The following is an 18,569-nucleotide window of genomic DNA, read 5'->3' as shown; positions in this document are numbered from 1 at the left end:
GAGTCGCCTAAAGCTCCAGCAGCCCGGGGGGCGGGGTGATGCCGATCCAGCCTTCCTCGAGATGGACTTCTGGCACGATCGCAGTCACGAAGGGGATAAGCAGTCGCCGCGGGCCATCGGGGGTTTCCTGCTCTACCTCCAGCAGGTCGTTGCCAGCGTGGATCAGATCGCGAACCTTGCCAATGGGCCTTTGATCCTCCAGCAGCCGCACTTCGGTGCCCACCAGGTCGAGCAGGTGAAATTCACCTTTGGCCAGCTTGGGGCGGTCGGCTAGGGGTACCAGCAACTGGTCACCCACCAGGGCTTCGGCCGCTTCCCGGCTGTCGATGGCGGCGAGTCGCACCACAAACAGTTCCTTGCCTGGCAGTTGCCTGCCGCTCAGCAGCTCCACTTGCCGCGGCGCCTCTTCCCGCCGCTGCAACCAGCGCCGGCCTGCCCGGGTGAATCGCTCCGGGAAATCGCTCATGGGCAGCACCCTCAGCTCGCCCTGGAGCCCTTGGGCTGACACCACTTTGCCGACCACAAGTAGATCGTCGGGGGCAGGAGTGGCGATCTGGCTGCTGCTGGTTTGATCGGCCATGGCCAGCTACTTCCCGCGTCACCCGATAATGGCCCTACGCCTCGCTCAAATCATGGCCGACCTGCCGATCCTGCCGGGCTCCACCGTGGTGGTGCGTGACGGCCGCTCGATTTACAACGGCTACCGGGGCTTCGTGCAACGGATCAGCGGTCAGCAGGCCGCCGTGCTGTTTGAGGGCGGCAACTGGGACAAGCTCGTCACCATGCCGCTCAAGCTCCTGGAGCAGGCTTGATCACAGCGAGGGCGGCCCGGGCTGCCTCCTGTTCGGCGCTGCGCCTTGAAGGCCCCCAGCCGGTATGGCTTGCCTGGCCCGCAATCGCCACGCTGCAATAAAAGCGGCGCGGGTCAGCGTGGACTTGGCTGCGCTCCTGGCAGTCGTAGTGCGGCAGGCCCAGCCCGGCCGCCTGGGTCCACTCCTGCAGGGCCGACTTCCAGTTGTGGCGGTCTGGATCGGCCAGTAATTCGCTGCTGCTGCGCTGCCAGTAGGGAGAGAGCCAGCGGTGCACCGGCTCCAGTCCGCCCTGGCCGGCGCCCCAGGCTTCATAGAGGCCACCTAGCAGGGCTTCACAGCATTCCGCCCGCACCGTGGCCCGTCCGGCCTGATCACCACTGGCCATTGGGCCTAGGTGCAGCACTGATTCGATCTTGCAGTGCTCGCCCAGTTCTGCCAGCCAGCGGTCGCTTACCAATTGGGCTCGCAGGGCAGAGCAGCGCCCCACGCTCAGGTTTGGATAGTGCCGTTGTAGAAACTCCGCTGCGGCTAGGCGCAGCACGGCGTCGCCAAGGAATTCCAGGCGCTCGTGGTTGCGGGCCAGACCCGCTGAGGTGTGGCTGAGAGCCTCCTCTATGGGGGCAAGGTCACGGTCGCCAACCTCCAGGCCCAGGGAGCGCAGGAAGGCAACCAGCTGCTGGTGGCGTTCGGGCCGCATGGGCTGGCGGGAAAAAAGGGGTGAAAGCAGGACGTAAGCCGGGTTCTGTTCTCCCACCAGCGAGCCGGTGGGGGGTGATCATCTGTCTGGGACCGCCGTTGCCGGCGGCCTCGAGCGGCGCACTTGAAACGGGACGGGTGTCATGGCCAACCGTTGTCCCTGGGCCTTGCTCCTAGCTGGGGTTTACCTAGCCAGCACCTCTCGATGCTGCTGGTGCGCTCTTACCGCACCCTTGCACCCTTACCTGTGCGGAGGGCGAGCCCCCTGCCATCGGCGGTGTGTTTCTGTGGCACTGTCCTCACGGTCACCCGCACTGGGCGTTACCCAGCAAGCCTGGCCATTGGGGAGCCCGGACTTTCCTCAACCAAGGGCTCCAGCTTCCTCCGTGGAGGTGCCGCAGCCCTGATCGCGATCACCTCGCCTGCTTTCGCATTCCATAATGCCGACACGGACGTCTTGCGGGATGGCCGGGATGGGGCTGTAGCTCAGCCGGATAGAGCGACGGTTTCCTAAACCGTAGGTCGTGGGTTCGAGTCCCGCCAGCCCCGTTCTTTAAAAGCCCAGTCACGCGATGAAGCTTCGCCAATCCAGCCTTCACGGCTAGGGGTAGCGAGCGCTACAGGTGGTGCCCTACCCATTCGCAGCACCGGGGCTAGCGTGGTCCCAGTCGTTTGACCGCGATGACCCAGCTTCACGATCTGCGTCTGCGTCTGCTGGTGCAGCAGGAGAGCGAACGCATCGCCGATAGCCAGCCCGACGAGCTCGACCTTTCGGTGGTTCAAGCCCGCTGCCTTTGTTGGCTGGCCCTGCTAGCTGAGGCTCACGAGGAGCAGGCCACCGACGCTGAGCGCAGTGGTGATACCGAGCAAGCCATGGGCTGGTTTGCCGATTCGATGCGGCTGCGCGACGTAATCAACGTGGTGACCTCGATCGAGATCCCCTTGGCGGCGTGAGTGCCATGATGGAGATTGAGATCCAAAGGGAGTGCGGTGCCAGAAGAGCCCTGCCAATGCCCTGATTGCCAGCGGTTCTATCGGGAACATGACCGATTGATCCGTGAAAACCCCACCCTGCGTCAGCAGCAGGAGCTTAATTGGGCTGCGCTGCAATCTTTTCGCACCCTGGCAGGCCGGGTGATGGAAGAGTTGCAGAAGCAGCAGGAGGCAACTGAAGCTGCCGCCAGTCCGGCCAATGCCGCTCCTGGCGGCCAAGGGGCAGGTACAGGGGCTGTTGAGGATGAGGGCGCTGAGCCCGATGCCTTCCAGCAGGCCATGGCGGACCTGGAAAACATCAATGCCCACCTCTTCTCCATTGAGGCGCTGATGGAGCGCATCTTTGACGTGCGGGTGCCCGACGAGGTGGAGCAAAAGTTTCGGGAAGTGGCCGGTGAGCTGGCCCCTGATCCGCTTAATGCCGATCGCCTAAGGCTGAATCGGCTGCTCCACCAAACTCCAGACCTGCCCGGTTAAGCCATCTCCCTGCTCAGTCCAGCTCGCAGGTGATCGTGACCGGGAAGCTTTCGGCTTTCCAGATCCGCTCTGCGTAGTCGCGGATTGAGCGATCTGAAGAGAAGAAGCCACTGCGGGCTGAATTCAGCAACGACATGCGGTTCCAGCGACCCCTGTCGGCCCAGGCCAGGTCGACCTCGGACTGGGCCCGCAGATAGTCGTTGAAGTCGGCCAGCACGAAGAAGGGATCCCGGCCGGTGAGGTTTTGCAGCAGCGGCCTAAATAGGTCGCCATCCCCATTGCTGAAGTGGCCCTGCTCCACCAGTCGCAGGATCTCGGCCAACTCGGGCATTCCCCCGATCAGCTCCCAGGGGCGATAACCCGACTGGGACAGCTCGGAGATCTCCTCAGCGGTCTTGCCAAACAGGAAGAAGTTCTCGGCACCCACCTGTTCGCGGATTTCCACGTTGGCGCCATCGAGAGTGCCGATGGTCAGCGCCCCATTCATGGCGAACTTCATGTTGCCGGTGCCGGAGGCTTCCTTGCCGGCGGTGGAGATCTGCTCCGAGAGGTCGGAGGCGGGATAAACCCGCTCACCCAGCTTGACGTTGTAATCGGCCAGGAAGATCACCCGCAGCCGGCCCTCCATGTCGGGGTCTGCGTTGATCGTTTCGGCGATGCCGTTGATGAAGCGGATGATCAGCTTGGCCATGTAGTAGCCGGGAGCCGCCTTGCCGCCGAAGATCACCGTGCGCGGGGCCATACCCTCAGCCTGACCATTCTTGATGCGCAGGTACTGGGCCACCACCTGCAAGGCATTGAGGTGCTGGCGCTTGTATTCGTGGATCCGCTTCACCTGCACATCGAACAGGGAGGTGGGATCGACCAGCACACCCGTGTGGCGATGGATGTAACGACTCAGCTGGCCCTTAACGCCCAGCTTGGTGGCTTCCCAGCGCTCGAGGAAGCTGCTGTCGTCGACGAACTGCTCCAGGCGGCGCAGCTCATCGAGGCGGTTAATCCAGCCGGTGCCAATTGATTCATTCAGCAGGGCTGAGAGCTGGGGATTGGCCAGGGCCACCCAGCGCCTAGGGGTGACCCCGTTGGTGACATTGGTGAATTTCTCGGGCCATAGGGCCGCGAATTCTGGAAACAGCTCGGTTTTGACCAGTTCGCTGTGCAGGGCTGCTACCCCGTTGACGTGGTGGGAAGCAACGGTGGCCAGATTGGCCATACGGACTGCCTTGTCGCCCTCCTCATCGATGATCGAGACCTTGCGCAGGATCTGCTCGTTGCCCGGATATTTCAAACGCACCTGTTGCAAGAAGCGGCGGTTGATTTCGTAGATCAGCTCCAGGTGGCGGGGTAGCAGGGAGCCAAATAGCCCCAAGCCCCACTTCTCGAGGGCTTCAGGCAGCAGGGTGTGATTGGTGTATGAGAGCGCGCGACTGGTGATGTTCCAGGCGACCTCCCAGTCCAGGTGCTTGTCATCGAGTAGCAGGCGCATCAGCTCTGCCACGGCGATGGCCGGATGGGTGTCGTTTAGCTGCACCGCCCAGTGATCGGGGAAATCCGTGATCGGGATGCCGCGGGCATCGAGGTTGCGGATCATGTCCTGCAGGGAGCAGCTCACGAAGAAGTGCTGCTGCTTCAGGCGCAGGCGCCGACCCTCATCTGTGCCGTCGTTGGGATAGAGCACCTTGGAGAGGGTCTCGGAGCCCACCTTTTCCTCTACGGCGCCGTAATAGTCGCCGCTGTTGAAGGCATAGAAGTCAAACGATTCGGCGGCATCGGCTCGCCACAACCGCAGCCGGTCGCAGGTGTTGACCCGGTAGCCCAGGACCGGCACGTCGTGGGGAATGCCGATGGCGTGCTCTGCCGGAATCCAGCGCACCCGATAGGTGCCGTGCTCATCGCGGTAGCTCTCGGTGTGGCCACCGAAGCCCACGAAGCAGGCTTGATCGGGGTGGGGTAGCTCCCAGGGCCAGCCGCTCTTGAGCCACTTATCGGTGATTTCCACCTGCCAGCCATCGCGAATCAGCTGGTCAAAAATGCCGAATTCGTAGCGGATGCCGTAGCCGGTGGCTGGGATTTCCAGCGAGGCCAGCGACTCCAGGAAGCAGGCCGCCAGCCGCCCCAGGCCTCCGTTGCCCAGGCCAGGCTCCTCTTCGACATCGAGGATCTCGTTGATGTCGTTGATGCCGAAACGGCGCAAGGCTTCTGCCGCTTCTTGCTGGATGCCCAGCATCAACAGGTTGTTGCCCAATTGGGGCCCGATCAGAAATTCAGCGGAGAGGTAGGCCACCACCCGAGTCGGGGTGGCACTGAGCGCCTCAATGCCAGCCAGGTATCGGGTCATCAGCCGGTCGCGCACCGCGTAGCTGAGGGCCATGTAGAGGTCGTGGCGGCTGGCCGTGGGGGCGAGCTTGCCGAGCGTGTAAAAAAGGTGTTCGGTCATGCCGTCGAACACGTTTTCCGCGGTCAGGCCACTGCGATCTGGGTCGGCGTAGCAGCCCGGGGTGGGCAGACGCAGGTTGCTGGGTTGGAAGTCGCTCATATGGGTGATTCTCCCGCATGGGCCGCTGCAGACAGTGGGTTCCATCGCCAGTTGGTGACATCCTCCGCATCCATGCCGTGCTCATGGGCGTGGGCCCGATTGGCCAAGATCGCCTCCTTCATGCGCTCTTTGACGTGGGCAGCGCGGGAGCCCAGGCCCGCAACCCGGTCAATCACATCAATAACCAAGTTGAAGCGGTCGATCTGATTGTTCATCGCCAGCTCCAGAGGGGTGTTGATGTTGCCTTTCTCCTTGTATCCGCGCACATGGAAGTTGACGTGGTTGGTGCGGTGGTAGGTGAGTCGGTGGATTAGCCACGGGTAGCCGTGAAAATTGAAGATCACCGGTCGATTCGTGGTGAATAGGCTGTTGAAGTCCCGATCGCTGAGGCCGTGGGGGTGTTCGCTCGGAGTGGTGAGAGCAAATAGCTTCACCACATTGAGCACTCGGATTTTTAAGCTCGGGATTTCATGCCGCAGAATTTCAACTGCGGCAAGTGTTTCCTTAGTAGGGATGTCGCCAGCGCAGGCCATCACCACATCAGGCTCATTTGGTTCAGTGCCGCACTCGTCGTTGCTCGCCCAGCTCCATAGGCCGATGCCCTTGGCCACGTGGGCACGGGCCTGCTCCAGAGTTAGATATTGCAGGTGCTTCTGTTTGTCAGAAACGATGATGTTGCACACATTCGTTTCCTGTAGCGCCTGTTCAGCTACCGCCAGCAGGCTGTTGGCATCGGCCGGCAGGTAGACCCGCACCACCTCGCCACTTTTGTTGCCGGCGAGATCGATGAAGCCAGGATCCTGGTGGGTGAAGCCGTTGTGGTCTTGGCGCCACACGGTGCTGGAGATCAGACAGTTCCAGGGGGAAATCGGCGCGCGCCAGGGGGCGTGGTGAATGCAGGATTCCAGCCACTTGGCGTGTTGGTTGAACATCGAGGCAATCACATGGGCGAAGGCCTCATAGGTGTGGAAAAAACCATGGCGGCCGGTGAGTAGGTAGCCCTCCATCATTCCCACCAAGGTGTGTTCGCTCAACATCTCGACAACGCGGCCGCTGCGGGAGAGTTCGCTGCCGTTGAGGTCTTCCGGCAGAAATTCCTCCATCCAGACCTTTTTACTGATCTCGTAGATGGCTTGCAGCCGGTTGGAGGCGGTTTCATCCGGTCCGAACACGCGCACGGAATCGGGGTTCAGGGCAATGGCATCGCGCAGCAGCTCCCCCAGGGGAGCGGTGTTTTCGGCCTCGTGCTGGCCCGGTTGCTCAACGGGCACGGCATAGGTATGGACCGGCGGCAGATTCAGGCGGCGGCGCAGCAGCCCACCGTTGGCATGGGGGTTGGAGCCCATGCGGCGCTGGCCACTTGGCGAGAGGGCGCGTAGCTCGGGTATCAGGCTGCCCTGCCCATCAAAGAGTTCGCCAGGGCGGTAGCTATGCAGCCAGGCTTCAAGTTGCTCTAGCTGGGCTGGGTCTCGCTTGGGATCGGGCAGGGGCACCTGGTGGCTGCGCCAGAAGCCTTCCAACTTTTTGCCATTCAGCTCCGCCGGCCCTGTCCAGCCCTTAGGTGATCGCAACACGATCATGGGCCAACGGGGCCGGTTGACGTTGCTGGGAACGCCGCTGCGGCGGGCCTCCGCTTGCACCTCTTGGATACGGTTTATGGCGCTGTCCATGGCGGCTGCCATGGCTTGGTGCATCGCCATCGGCTCGCTGCCTTCCACAAACAGGGGCTCCCAGCCGTAGCCCCGCATCAAGCTGGCGAGCTCCTCCCTGGGGATGCGGGCCAGCAGGGTGGGGTTGGCGATTTTGTAGCCGTTGAGGTGCAACACCGGCAGCACGGCGCCGTCGGATGCGGGGTTGAGGAACTTGTTGATGTGCCAGCTGGTGGCCAAGGGCCCGGTTTCCGCTTCGCCATCGCCGACGCAGGCCAGGGCGATCAGGCTGGGGTTGTCGAACACCGCTCCGCAGGCGTGGGAGAGCACGTAGCCCAGCTCGCCGCCCTCGTGGATCGAGCCAGGGGTTTCGGGTGTGCAGTGGCTACCGATGTGGCCGGGGAAGGAAAACTGCTTAAGGAAGCGCTGCATGCCGGCAGCATCCGTCGACTTGTCGGGATAGATCTCGCTGTAGGAGCCGTCGAGGTAGGTGGGCGCCAGCACCCCAGGGGCGCCATGGCCCGGGCCCGACAGATAAATCATGTCGAGGTCGTGGGACCGGATCACTCGGTTGGCATGGGCCCAGATAAAGGATTGACCCGGGCTCGAGCCCCAATGCCCCAGCAGCCGACTTTTGATATGGGCAGGTTGCAGCGGTTCGCTCAGCAGGGGGTTGTCCTGCAGGTAGATCATCCCCACCGCTAAATAGTTGGCGGCCCGCCACCAGGCATCAAGACGCTGCAGTTGCTCTGCCATTACTCGCGTCATCTACTCGTTATTCAAACCGTAGCCACGGTTGCCAAAGCCCAACCACACGGCCTGATAGTGATCAGGGTCCAAACACTGTGGCGCGGGCGGCTTTATGGTCGCGCCTCTCACTACCGCGAACTCACCGATCCATGGTTCTGCCAGCGCTTTTGCTTGAAATCGGCAGTCACCAAGCCGAAGTTGCTGAAACCTTGATTTCGGTGGGGGAGTTTCTAGTGATCTTCGTGGCGGCCAGGCTGCTGGCGGAGCTGATGGTGCGAGTGCAGTTGCCCACGATCCTGGGGGAGCTGGTAGCTGGCGTTCTGATTGGCGTTTCCGGTCTGCATTTGATCGTGCCGCCCGAAACCCAGGTCCAACTCAGCAGTTGGGGCTTGGGCTTGCTCAGCTCTCTGGCCGATCTCTCACCGGAAAAGGTGCAGGAGATCTACGCCGAGACCTTCCCGAATCTGCAGGCGGTCTCCCAGATCGGCCTGTTTGCCCTGTTGTTTCTCACCGGACTGGAAAGCGAGCTCGAGGAGCTGGTAGCGGTGGGTGCCCAGGCCACCACCGTTGCCGTAACCGGGGTGGTGCTTCCCTTTGCCCTGGGCACTGCGGGCCTTTATTACATCTTCCATGTGCCCCTGATTCCGGCGATCTTCGCCGGTGCGGCGATGACGGCCACCAGCATCGGCATCACCGCCAGTGTGTTTGGTGAGTTGAAGTTTCTGCGCACTCGCGAGGGTCAGACGGTGATCGGCGCGGCCGTACTCGATGACATTCTTGGCATCGTGATCCTTGCGGTGGTGGTGAGCCTGGCTGGCGGCGAGGGCTTCACCGTGGGTCCGATCCTGAAGTTGGTTGCGGCGGCAGCGGTGTTTGTGGCGGCGGCCCTGTTCCTGAGCCGCACTGCTGCTCCTGGGTTCGACTGGCTGCTCGATCAGCTCAAGGCCCCTGGCGAAGTGGTGGTGGCGGCTTTCGTGGTGTTGTCGCTCTGCTGTTTTGTGGCCCAGGCGATCGGCCTGGAAGCGGCTCTTGGCGCTTTCGCTGCAGGCTTGATTCTCAGCTCTTCTAAGCACACCCATGCGATCCAGGACACCGTTAAGCCCCTAGTTGCCCTGTTTGCCACGATCTTCTTTGTGCTGATTGGCACGGGCATGGATCTGTCGGTGCTCAATCCGCTGAACCCTGAAAACCGGGAGGGATTGATCGTGGCGGCCTTCCTGCTCACTGTGGCGATTGCCGGCAAGGTGGCAACCGGCTGGAGCTATTTCAGCAAGGAGAAAACCAACCGGTTGGTGGTTGGTTTGGGGATGATGCCCCGGGGCGAGGTGGGCTTGATTTTTCTTGGTCTGGGTACCCAGGCTGGGCTGCTTACCAAGCCGCTGGAGGCCGCAATCTTGCTGATGGTGATCGGCACCACCTTCCTGGCGCCGATCCTGCTCAGACTGGTGCTGGGTGGCAGCGCTGGAGGTCCGGATCTTGATCCACTTGCCGAAATTCCAACCTGAGCGCTGGGGGCTGAGTTGGGGGGGCTGGCTAGACAACCGCCACGGTGAGTGGTGGCTGCTGGCCCAGCTGGCCCTGATTGCCGCCCACCTGCTGCCGCCCTGGCCTGCCCCCGGCGCCTGGGGTTATGCCTGGCCCCTGCCGCTGGCCTTAGCCGGTGCCATTTTGCTGATGCTGGGTCTGGTGTTGGCGGTCCAGGCGTTCTGGGGGCTGGGTTCCAGCCTTACGCCCCTGCCTGATCCGATTCCTGGCGCCCCATTAGTGACAAGCGGGGCCTATGGCCGTTGCCGTCACCCCCTCTATCAAGCGGTGCTGCTTTGTTCCCTGGGGGTGAGTTTGGCCCTGGGCAGCCTGCTGCATCTGGCCCTGCTGCTGGCCCTGGTGGCAGTGCTGGGCGGTAAGGCGCGCCGCGAGGAGCGGGCCCTTGAGCTTGCCTATCCCGATTACGCCGCCTACAGGGCCCGCACACCGGCAATCATTCCCCGTCTTCCCTGGCTCGACTGGCGAGCGCTGTGAACAGCCCCCAGCCTGCGGCGATCAGGCCGAGGCTGCTGGCCCAGTCGGGGCCTAGGGCCCAGCTCAGGCTCAGGTCGGCCAGCACCCCGATGGCCAGGGCCAGCAGCAAGCTGCTAACCACCAGCATCACCTGCTGGACAGGGCTCGGCAGGGAGCCCGCGGCCAGGGCTTCCTCCAGGCGCCCCAGGGGGCCGCTCAAGGGGAGGTATAGGGCCAGGGCCCACAGGGCGATCCCCGGCAGGAAGGGGCTCCAGTCAGGGCTGGTGAGGGGCAATGGCGCGCCGCGGATCTCCCTAGCATCGACCACCCTGGACGCATCAAGGTGGCTTCCGTGTCTGCACCCCAGCTCTGGAGCTACGCCGGCCATCCAGTGCACGCCATCGCAGCGGCGCCGGCTGAGCCCGAGGGCCCCGCGATCTTGCTGGTGCATGGCTTTGGTGCTTCCACGGACCACTGGCGCCACAACATTCCCGAGCTGGCCCAGCGCCATGAGGTGCACGCCATCGACCTGCTGGGCTTCGGTCGCAGTGCCAAGCCGGCCGAGCTTGCCTACGGCGGCCCCCTCTGGCGCGACCAGCTGGCCGCGTATGTGCACGAGCGCATCGGTCGGCCGACGGTGCTGGCGGGCAATTCCCTTGGCGGTTTTTCAGCTTTGGCGGCGGGTGCTGCCCTGGGGGACCAGGCGGCCGGGGTGGTGCTGCTAAATGCGGCAGGGCCGTTCAGCGATGAGCAGGCGCCGCCTAAGGGCTGGGGAGCGATCACCCGCCAGACCATTGCGGGAGCCCTGCTCAAAAGTCCGGTGCTGCAGCGGTTGTTGTTTGAAAATTTGCGCCGGCCGGCCACGATTCGCCGCACCCTCAACCAGGTGTATGTCGACAAGACCAACGTCGATGAAGCCTTGGTTGAGGCGATCCGGCGGCCGTCGCTGGATCCGGGGGCCTTCGGTGTTTTCCGCACCGTGTTTGATATTCCCCGCGGCCAGCCCCTCGATGAGTTGTTTGCCCAGCTGACATGTCCCTTGCTCTTGCTCTGGGGCATCCGGGACCCCTGGATCAATCCCGTGGGCCGGCGGGCTGCCTTCCAGCGCCATGCCCCTGCATGCACCAGGGAGGTGGTGCTCGAGGCGGGTCACTGTCCCCATGACGAGGTGCCAGATCAGGTGAATGCTGCCCTGCTCGACTGGATCGCCGGCCTCAGCTCCGGGGCGGCTTCACACCCGGCAGACCCACTCCCGGCAGACGACCGCGCGACAGTTGCTGCTTCGGGTCAAACTGCCGTTTGATCGCTTCGATCATGGGCCGCGATGGGGCATCCAGCCAGGCCGGCAGTTTGCTGCTGGTGGGCTGGCGCAGCACCGTCAGGTAGCCGCCAACCTGCTGGCAATGGCGCCTGAGCGCGTCCACCTTGTAGGTCGGTAGGGCGGAGCCAGTTGCCCAGGCGATTCCTAGGCCACTGCCAGCCCCTAGGACCACCGGCAAGCCGGCCAGGGCTGGATCGTTGAGCAGGGCAGTCGTCTGGTTGGGGCGCACCGCCAGCCGCAGCAACCAGTCGCTGGACCCAGTTTCAGACCCTTGGCTTTGGCCTACCAGACTTGTGAGTTCGGCGGGTTCAAGAGTTTGGGCCGTGATTGCCAAGGGAGCAGCCTTGGCGGCGATGCAGCCGATCTGCTCATTGAGAGTGAGGGCGTTGATGCTGGCCAGGCTGATCAGCAGTCCGGTGCCGTCTTCTTGGGCGGCAGAGGGGCGCCACCAGTCGATCCGCTCTGGGCTGAGGCTTGAGCCCAGCAGCCAGGAGGCCAGTTGGCCTAGGGCTTCTAGCGGCCCTTCCAGCTTCAGGCCGCGCCGCTGGGGTGGCTCCGGCATGGTGCGCAGAGTGAGGCTGCTGATCAGTCCTAAGGACCCCCAGCTGCCTGTCATCAAGCGCATCAGGTCGTAGCCGGCCACGTTTTTCACCACCTTGCCCCCGGCCCGGGCGCGGGTGCCGTCGCTGCGGATCAATTCCAGCCCAATGATCTGGTCGCGCACGCCCAGATAGCGCTGACGCAGACCGCCGGCCAGGCCTCTTGCCACCAGGCCGCCCAGGCTGCCGCTGGCTTGGCCGTTTGGGCCGCTGCCCCAGGGCCAGTCAAGGGCTAGCCATTGCCTGTGGCGGGCCAGTTCGGCTTGCAATTCGACCAGGGGCGTGCCGGCTAGGGCCGTCACAGTGAAATCGCCAGGGCTGTGCTCCACGATGCCGCTCAGCCGCCTACAGCTAACGGTGGCGCTGGCGCCCATAACTGGCGGCCCCCAGTTGAGTCGGCTGCCCAGGCCGGCGGGTTGCCAGGGCGCAGCCTGCTGGTGCAGCTCGCGCACCAGCTCCTGCAGCTCCCTGGGCTCCGGAGTCATCACGGCACGATGGTGCCATGGCCGCCTCCTTCAAAATCATCGTCATCGACGATGACCCCACCGGCTCCCAGACGGTGCACAGCTGCCCGCTGCTGCTGCGCTGGGATGCCACCACCCTGGCTGCGGGGCTGCGGCACCCTTCGCCGCTGCTGTTTCTGCTGGCTAACACCCGGGCCCTGGCGCCGGAAGCAGCCGCGGAGCGGGTGCGCCAGATCTGCCGGGCCCTGGCCGCGGCCCTGCCCCTGGCAGGCATTGAGCGTTGGTGGCTGGTGAGTCGCGGCGACTCCACCCTGCGGGGTCACTTCCCGTTGGAGGTGGAGGTGATCGCGGCCGAGCTCGGCCCCTTTGCGGCCACCTTGTTGATCCCGGCCTTTTTTGAGGGGGGCCGCACCACCGTGGAGGGGGTGCATCGCTTGCACGGCCAGCCCGTGCACGAAACCGCCTTCGCCCGCGACCGCCTGTTTGGCTACGCCAGTAGCGATCTGCCGGTTTGGGTGGAGGAAAAAAGCGGGGGCCGTATCGCCGCACACCAGGTCCAGCGTCTGACCGGCGCCGAGTTGGATTACGCCGCCGGTGATGGCGGCCAGGCCCTGGCGGAGCGATTGGCGGCCCTAGATGGCGGGCCCGTGGTAGCCGTTGACGGGGAGCGACCGGAGCAACTGGCCGCCCTGGCCCAGGTGGTGCGCCAGGCCTGGCCGCGGGCGGTGCTTTCCCAGTCGGCGGCTAGTTGGATCCAGGCCTTAGCGGCTTTGCCGCCCCAGCCCCTGGCTGGAGCTGCCCTGGCCCGGTTGCGCCGCTCTGAGCCAGGGCTGGTGCTGGTGGGCTCCCACGTGCCTTTGGCTGATGCCCAGCTCACCCAGCTGCTGACGGAGCCCCGCTGCGTGGGGCTGGAGCTGCCTGTCGCCAAGCTGGCGCGGCTGCTGGAAGGCTCCCTGCCGGAGCCCCTGCTGGCTTCCCTGGAGGCCGACTGGCTGGTTCAGTTGCGGAGGGTGCTGGCCCAGGGGCAAACGCCTGTGCTGTACACCAGCCGGGGTGAGCTCCAGTGCTCATCAGTGGCGCAGCGCCGCCGTTTAGGCGACGCTCTGGCGGCGCTGATGGCCCGGCTGGCTGCTGCCCTCGCGCCCCAGCTTGGTTACCTGATCAGCAAGGGGGGCATCACTACCCACACCCTGCTGGCCGATGGTCTGGCTCTGGCGGCGGTCGAGTTGCAAGGCCAGCTGCTGCCGGGGCTTTCCTTGGTGCTGGCTGATCTGCCAGAGCCTCTGCCGGTGCTCACCTTCCCCGGCAACCTCGGTGATGGGGACACGCTGCGGCTGGCATGGCGCTGGATGGAAGGCTTGGAAAGCGCGGATTAACTCGTCTCCTCTGCTAGGGGCCGTCGCTCCGCCAACAGGCAGACGCCGTAGCCCGTGGCCACCAGGGCTAGGGCGGCAAGGCTGCTTAGCCAGTCGTTGGCCGTACTGCCGATCAGGAAGGCCAGGGACACCGCCGTGATCAGTAAGGGGGACACGGGGTAGCCCCAGGTGAGAAAGGGGCGGGGCAGCTCCGGCTCCCGCTGGCGCAGGGTCACCAGGGAGGCAATGCCCGCCAGCGGCAGGCTCACGTAGAGCACGGCGCCCATGGTTAGCAGCCGCTCGAAGGAGCCGGCCAGCACTAGGGCCGCGGCGGCAGTGCTGGTGAGCAGCAGGGCCGCGCTCGGGGTGCCGCCCCCGTTCACTTGGGCAACAAAGCTCGGCAGCAGGCCGTCGCGGCTGAGACCAAACAAAATGCGCGGGGCGGCCATCACCACGGTGTTGATCAGGCCCAGCAGGGAGACCAGCGCTAACGCGGTGATCAGTAGGCCACCCAGCGGCCCAGCCAGGGCGCGTGCGGCGGCGGCGGCCGGCAGGTTTGAGCTGGCCAGCTGGGCGATGGGCAGCACATGCAGCAGGGCCAGGTTGATCAGCAGATAAAGCACCAGCACCGCCAGAACCCCGCCGATCAAGGAGCGGGGTAGATCTCGCCCCGGCTCGCTGAATTCTTCAGCGAAATAAACGGGGCTGGCCCAGCCGTCGTAGGTGGTGATCACTGCCTGTAGGGCCAGCACCACTGCCAGGCTCAGGCTCCGCCAGCTCGCGATCGCCATGGGCGCAGCCGGTGATAGCGCGATAGGGGGCGCCGCCTGGATGGGCAGCAGGAAGCAGGCCGCCACCAGGGCCAGAAAGGCCACCGCCTTGGCGAGGCTGAGTAATTCCTGGCTGGCGCTGCCGGCGCGCAGGCCTCGCAGCTGAATCAGGCTGAACAGGCCGATGGCTAGCAGCGCCAGGATTCGGGCCGTGTAGGGCCCCTGGGGGATCGCGGCGGGCAGCAAGGCCTGGCCGTATTCCCCCACGGTGGTGGCCACCCAGGCCAGGCCGATGCAATGGGCCAGCCAGTCGGTCCAGCCCACCAGAAAGCCCACGCGCTTGCCGAAGGCCCGCTCGGCGTAGACATACCAACCGCCGGCCTTCGGCAAGGCTGCCGCCAATTCGGCTATGCACACCGCCCCCACCAGCGCATAGAGCCCGCCGGCCAGCCAGGCGGTCAGCACCAGCTCCGCTGAGGGCAATTGGGCTGCCACCAGGCCCGGAGTGCGCAGAATGCCGGCCCCGATCGTGCCGCCTACGGCACCGGCCAAGCCAAAACCCACTCCCAGAATGTTTAGTAGTCGGCCTTTAGGGGCCTGGTTGTCTGGCTGCTGCTCGGGGATGGGTTGGCTCAACCGCTGTAGCTCTGCTCCAGCAACTGCATCGGATGCAGCACCCGGATCGGCTGGGGCAGCTCCTGCAGGTGGCGCCGGATCTGCAGGCTGCAGCCGATGTTGGCGCTAACCGCCAGCTCGGCTCCGGTGCCGGCTAGGTCTTTGGCCTTGAGCTGCCCAAGGGCGGCGGCCTCCTCAGGCTGCACCAGGTTGTAGATGCCGGCGCTGCCGCAGCACACTCCCGCTTCAGTCGCTTCGCGCAGCTGGATGTGGGGGATGGCATTGAGCAGGGCCCGGGGCTGGCTGCTGATGCCCTGGCCATGCAGCATGTGGCAGGCGTCGTGATAAGCCAGTCGGAGCGGGCGTTTGGCGCTGGCTGGCTCGCCGTCAGCGTGGGTAAGGGGCTTAAGGGCGGCGAGGAATGGCTGGCTTAGGCCGAGATCGGCGAGAAACTCCTGAATATCCGCGACCGGGGCGGAGAAGCTGCTGCCGGTGAGCCGCCCGTAGGCCTTCATGGTGTGGCCGCAACCGGAAGCTGCCACCAATACGGCGTCGAGAGGCCCGGCCCCGGCGGGCTTGCCTGGGCCCACTACGGCCTCGAAGCTTTGGATCAAGCCGATTGCCAGCTCGTTGGTCTGGCTGAGTTCTCCCTGGTGGTGGGTCACGGCGCCGCAGCAGCCCTGGCTGGGCGGAATCACCACCTCGATGCCGTTGGCGCTCAGCACCTGCACGGCGGCCTGGTTCACGGCTGGATCAAATAGACGCTGGACGCATCCCAGCACCAGCCCTACCCGGGCGCGGCGAGGACCCTGGGCGGGCACTACCAGGGGGAAGTCGTCGCGGAAGCTGGCTGGCGCCAAGGGAGGAAGCAGCTGATCGAGGGCCTCCAGCTGGGGGCCGAATAGGCGGGTGATCCCGCTGCGGCGGGCCAGGGCCTGCAGGGGGGTGCCGGCGTAAAGGCGCAGCGGCGTGAGCAGGGCCCGAAGCCGCACAGGGTAGGGAAGCAGGGCAAACAGCAGCTTGCGAAATGCCTGCTGGGCGGAGCTGCGCAGCTCAGGCGCGTTGAGCTGGGGGCGCGTGGCCTCGATAAGTTGGTCGTAGCGCACCCCTGAGGGACAGGCGGTTACGCAGGCGAGACAGCCCAGGCAACTGTCGAAGTGCTTCGCCACGGTGGCATCGAGGCTCAGTTCACCGTTGGCGATCGCCTTGAGGGTGTAGATGCGGCCCCGGGGTGAATCCATCTCCGTTCCCAGAACCCGGTAGCTGGCGCAGGTGGGCAGGCAGAAGCCGCAGTGCACGCAGGGGTCCGATGGCAGATCAGTCATCGATCCCTAGGTTGGGGCCTTGCTTTGGAACCACAGTCATGAGAGGACTCTTTCGGATCACCGGTCCGCGAGTGAGCCGAAGCGAACGCAATTATCTCATTGGTCTCGGTGCTGGGCTGGCGCTGTTTAGTGCCGGCTATGTGTCTTTCCAGCTGTGGCTGAACTACAGCGCAGATATGCAGCGGGCGATGGCCTGGCTGGGCGGGGCTCAGGACCTGGGCACATCCAAACTGCAGATCCCGATCCTGCGCCAGGCCAGCTTTCCGCGCATTGCCGCCCAGCAGCGCAGCATGGCCACAGCAGTAGACCAGGCGGTAGCGGCCCTGAAGCTCTCCTCGCTGCCGGTGCAAGGGGAGCCGCTGGAGGTGCAGTTCGCTGGCATTGATCTGGCCAGCAACAGCGAGATGGCCAATTATCTGCTGTTGTCTGTGAAGCAGGAGCTGCAGAAAACGAATGCCGCGCGGGTGGTGATCTCCTATCCCAAAACCACCTTCAAGCTCGGCACCTCGACCACGCCAGATGGCATGGCTGGCGAGCTCGATGCAGTTCTGATGCCCTCCAGGGATACGGAGCTGGTCGATCGCAGTCCCGGAGATGCCACCGCCTGGAAGCAATTGCTGCTAAGGGTGCGCGAAGCAGGAGTAGATACCGAAGATCGCAGCATCTACTCCCAGGATTTCTACATCCGTGTGGCGCTATGGAGCTGTGTGTTGATTTTCGTAGTTGGGGCTGTCACTTTCATCTGGATAGAGCGTCTATGGCCCGGAAAGAGCAGGCGCTCCGGCACACTGGCCACCCTGCTGGCGCTGGCGTTCGGCTGGAACGTGGTGATGACCATGTTCATAATGCTGCGCCCCAATCAGAAGCGATACAATGTAATTACCCGCGTTGATCTGAGCGCCTTCGTAAAGCTGAAGAACGGCATCCACCAGGCCAGTGGTCAGGGGCGTCACGAGGTGCTGCTGGGCGTCGACCGCTTTAATCAGCCCGCGGTGCTTGGCGGACCCAAGGTTATGTCCCCAAGTGAGGGCGGGGTGGTGCAGATCATCCCCACCCCAGCTCTAGCCGTCCCCTGAGCGATCGCGGCTCAGAACCTGGCGACGATCGCCTCTGCAAAGCCACTGCAGCTCACCGGCTCCACCGGAGGCTCCATCAGCCGGGCCAGGTCGTAGGTCACCTCGCCATTGGCGATGGCGGCGCTCAGGCCCGCAGTGATTAGGTCGGCGGCCTCCTGCCAGCCCATGAACTCCAGCATCATCACGCCGCTGAGGATCACCGAGCCGGGATTGATGCGATCAAGGCCGGCGTGCTTGGGAGCGGTGCCGTGGGTGGCCTCGAAGATGGCGGCGTTGTCGCCGATGTTGGCGCCGGGGGCCATGCCCAGGCCTCCCACCACGGCTGCGGCCGCATCGGAGATGTAGTCGCCGTTGAGGTTGAGGGTGGCGAGGATCGAGTAGTCCGCGGGGCGAGTCTGGATCTGCTGAAAGATGCTGTCGGCGATGCGGTCGTCGACAAGCACCATCTGCTTCCAGTTACCACCGCCGTGGCTGGCGCCGATGGCATCGAGCACGCCCTGCACCTCGGCATCAATGGCGGCTTTCTTCTCGGGGGTGAGGCTGTCGTAGCCGGGCTCGATCATGCGGGCATTGGCCTCGATGCTTAAGCCGGGATTGCGCTCGACGTTGTCCAGGATCCAGCTCTCCCGCTCAGTGATGCAGACATCGCGGAATTCGGTGGTGGCTAGCTCGTAGCCCCAGTCGCGGAAGGCTCCCTCGGTGAATTTCATGATGTTGCCCTTGTGCACCAGGGTCACGTGGCGCTTGTCGCCCTCCAGGCGCAGGGCGTGCTGGATCGCCTTGCGGATGTGGCGCTGGCTGCCGTGCTTACTCACGGGCTTGATGCCGATGCCGGCGCCCACCGGGATCTGGCGCTGGCCCAGCTTGCCGTTGGCTGGGATCACCACTTCATTGAGGTGCTTGATCAGATCGAGGCACACCGGATCGTTGGCTTCCCACTCGATCCCCATGTAGATGTCTTCGGTGTTTTCGCGATAGACGATCACGTCCAGGTCTTGCGGCCTCTTGTGGGGGCTGGGGGTGCCCTCGTAGTAGCGGCAGGGACGCACGCAGCAGTAGAGATCAAAGATCTGGCGCCGGGCCACGTTGAGCGAGCGGATGCCGCCGCCTATCGGTGTGGTGAGGGGCCCCTT

Annotated in this window: 17 protein-coding genes, 1 tRNA gene and 1 other RNA gene; 9 read left to right on the top strand and 10 right to left on the bottom strand. The window is 64.5% G+C overall.

Features of this window, described 5'->3' with window-relative positions; translation table 11 throughout:
• Positions 1 to 7 precede the first annotated feature (7 nt).
• Positions 8 to 580, bottom strand: coding sequence for a ribosome maturation factor RimM (gene rimM / locus KBY99_RS14240; protein WP_106632936.1), 573 nt, complete (start codon positions 578 to 580; stop codon positions 8 to 10).
• Positions 581 to 632: 52 nt separating this feature from the next.
• On the opposite strand from rimM, the gene KBY99_RS14235 reads away from it, so the two are divergent.
• Positions 633 to 812 carry an NAD(P)H dehydrogenase subunit NdhS gene (locus KBY99_RS14235; RefSeq protein ID WP_106632954.1) on the top strand — a complete coding sequence of 60 codons (180 nt, stop codon included), beginning with the start codon at positions 633 to 635 and terminating at the stop codon, positions 810 to 812.
• On the opposite strand, the gene KBY99_RS14230 is transcribed toward KBY99_RS14235, so the two are convergent.
• Positions 790 to 1,509, bottom strand: a complete 720-nt coding sequence (locus tag KBY99_RS14230; RefSeq protein WP_254999721.1) for a ribonuclease III family protein — start codon at positions 1,507 to 1,509, stop codon at positions 790 to 792. The two genes, KBY99_RS14235 and KBY99_RS14230, sit on opposite strands and share 23 nt — an antisense overlap.
• A gap of 18 nt (positions 1,510 to 1,527) precedes the next feature.
• Positions 1,528 to 1,938: RNase P RNA component class A (gene rnpB / locus KBY99_RS14225), an RNA gene on the bottom strand.
• Between the two features lie 45 nt (positions 1,939 to 1,983).
• Here rnpB and KBY99_RS14220 point away from each other — a divergent pair.
• The 3 genes from KBY99_RS14220 to KBY99_RS14210 all read left to right on the top strand — a co-directional run bounded on the left by KBY99_RS14220 (position 1,984) and on the right by KBY99_RS14210 (position 2,978).
• Positions 1,984 to 2,057 (top strand) — tRNA-Arg (locus KBY99_RS14220).
• Positions 2,058 to 2,189: 132 nt separating this feature from the next.
• Positions 2,190 to 2,462: a hypothetical protein gene (locus tag KBY99_RS14215; RefSeq protein ID WP_106632938.1), complete on the top strand. Its 273-nt coding sequence runs from the start codon at positions 2,190 to 2,192 to the stop codon at positions 2,460 to 2,462.
• Between the two features lie 36 nt (positions 2,463 to 2,498).
• A complete protein-coding gene (locus tag KBY99_RS14210) occupies positions 2,499 to 2,978 on the top strand; it encodes a hypothetical protein (RefSeq protein ID WP_254941453.1) in 480 nt (159 codons plus the stop codon).
• A 13-nt stretch (positions 2,979 to 2,991) separates the two neighbouring features.
• On the opposite strand, the gene KBY99_RS14205 is transcribed toward KBY99_RS14210, so the two are convergent.
• On the bottom strand, positions 2,992 to 5,514 hold the full coding sequence (locus KBY99_RS14205; RefSeq protein ID WP_254999720.1) for a glycogen/starch/alpha-glucan phosphorylase: 2,523 nt from the start codon (positions 5,512 to 5,514) through the stop codon (positions 2,992 to 2,994).
• Complete coding sequence (locus KBY99_RS14200; protein WP_254999719.1) at positions 5,511 to 7,919, bottom strand: phosphoketolase; 2,409 nt, start codon at positions 7,917 to 7,919, stop codon at positions 5,511 to 5,513. The genes KBY99_RS14205 and KBY99_RS14200 overlap by 4 nt, the downstream gene beginning before the upstream one ends.
• A gap of 143 nt (positions 7,920 to 8,062) precedes the next feature.
• Between KBY99_RS14200 and KBY99_RS14195 the strand changes: the two genes are divergently transcribed.
• Both KBY99_RS14195 and KBY99_RS14190 read left to right on the top strand, forming a co-directional pair.
• Complete coding sequence (locus KBY99_RS14195; protein ID WP_254999717.1) at positions 8,063 to 9,418, top strand: cation:proton antiporter; 1,356 nt, start codon at positions 8,063 to 8,065, stop codon at positions 9,416 to 9,418.
• On the top strand, positions 9,399 to 9,932 hold the full coding sequence (locus KBY99_RS14190; RefSeq protein WP_254999714.1) for a methyltransferase family protein: 534 nt from the start codon (positions 9,399 to 9,401) through the stop codon (positions 9,930 to 9,932). Before KBY99_RS14195 ends, KBY99_RS14190 begins: the two co-directional genes overlap by 20 nt.
• Here the strand turns inward: KBY99_RS14190 and KBY99_RS14185 are convergent.
• Positions 9,892 to 10,239, bottom strand: a complete 348-nt coding sequence (locus KBY99_RS14185) for a hypothetical protein (RefSeq protein ID WP_254999710.1) — start codon at positions 10,237 to 10,239, stop codon at positions 9,892 to 9,894. The two genes, KBY99_RS14190 and KBY99_RS14185, sit on opposite strands and share 41 nt — an antisense overlap.
• A 15-nt stretch (positions 10,240 to 10,254) precedes the next feature.
• Between KBY99_RS14185 and KBY99_RS14180 the strand changes: the two genes are divergently transcribed.
• Positions 10,255 to 11,214 (top strand): alpha/beta fold hydrolase, encoded by a 960-nt coding sequence (locus tag KBY99_RS14180; RefSeq protein WP_409996575.1) that lies wholly within the window; start codon positions 10,255 to 10,257, stop codon positions 11,212 to 11,214.
• Here KBY99_RS14180 and KBY99_RS14175 read toward each other — a convergent pair.
• Positions 11,126 to 12,316, bottom strand: a complete 1,191-nt coding sequence (locus KBY99_RS14175) for an FAD-binding oxidoreductase (RefSeq protein WP_261352767.1) — start codon at positions 12,314 to 12,316, stop codon at positions 11,126 to 11,128. The two genes, KBY99_RS14180 and KBY99_RS14175, sit on opposite strands and share 89 nt — an antisense overlap.
• Positions 12,317 to 12,333: 17 nt before the next feature.
• On the opposite strand from KBY99_RS14175, the gene KBY99_RS14170 reads away from it, so the two are divergent.
• A complete protein-coding gene (locus KBY99_RS14170; protein ID WP_254999707.1) occupies positions 12,334 to 13,671 on the top strand; it encodes a four-carbon acid sugar kinase family protein in 1,338 nt (445 codons plus the stop codon).
• Here KBY99_RS14170 and KBY99_RS14165 read toward each other — a convergent pair.
• Both KBY99_RS14165 and KBY99_RS14160 read right to left on the bottom strand, forming a co-directional pair.
• On the bottom strand, positions 13,668 to 15,056 hold the full coding sequence (locus KBY99_RS14165; RefSeq protein ID WP_254999706.1) for an APC family permease: 1,389 nt from the start codon (positions 15,054 to 15,056) through the stop codon (positions 13,668 to 13,670). The genes KBY99_RS14170 and KBY99_RS14165 overlap by 4 nt on opposite strands.
• Positions 15,053 to 16,360, bottom strand: coding sequence for a (Fe-S)-binding protein (locus KBY99_RS14160; RefSeq protein WP_254999703.1), 1,308 nt, complete (start codon positions 16,358 to 16,360; stop codon positions 15,053 to 15,055). Before KBY99_RS14160 ends, KBY99_RS14165 begins: the two co-directional genes overlap by 4 nt.
• A gap of 38 nt (positions 16,361 to 16,398) precedes the next feature.
• On the opposite strand from KBY99_RS14160, the gene KBY99_RS14155 reads away from it, so the two are divergent.
• Positions 16,399 to 17,436 carry a hypothetical protein gene (locus KBY99_RS14155; RefSeq protein WP_254999701.1) on the top strand — a complete coding sequence of 346 codons (1,038 nt, stop codon included), beginning with the start codon at positions 16,399 to 16,401 and terminating at the stop codon, positions 17,434 to 17,436.
• 11 nt (positions 17,437 to 17,447) lie between these two features.
• Here the strand turns inward: KBY99_RS14155 and KBY99_RS14150 are convergent.
• Positions 17,448 to 18,569, bottom strand: a 1,122-nt coding sequence (locus tag KBY99_RS14150) for an NADP-dependent isocitrate dehydrogenase (protein WP_254999700.1), incomplete at its 5' end; no start/stop codon positions are given.

Origin of the sequence: Cyanobium sp. Maggiore-St4-Cus, from assembly GCF_024345615.1 — a bacterium.
GTDB classification, from domain to species: Bacteria; Cyanobacteriota; Cyanobacteriia; order PCC-6307; family Cyanobiaceae; genus Cyanobium_A; species Cyanobium_A usitatum.
Note: the sequence above shows the minus strand (reverse complement) of the source record. Positions and strands in the feature narration are given on the sequence as shown.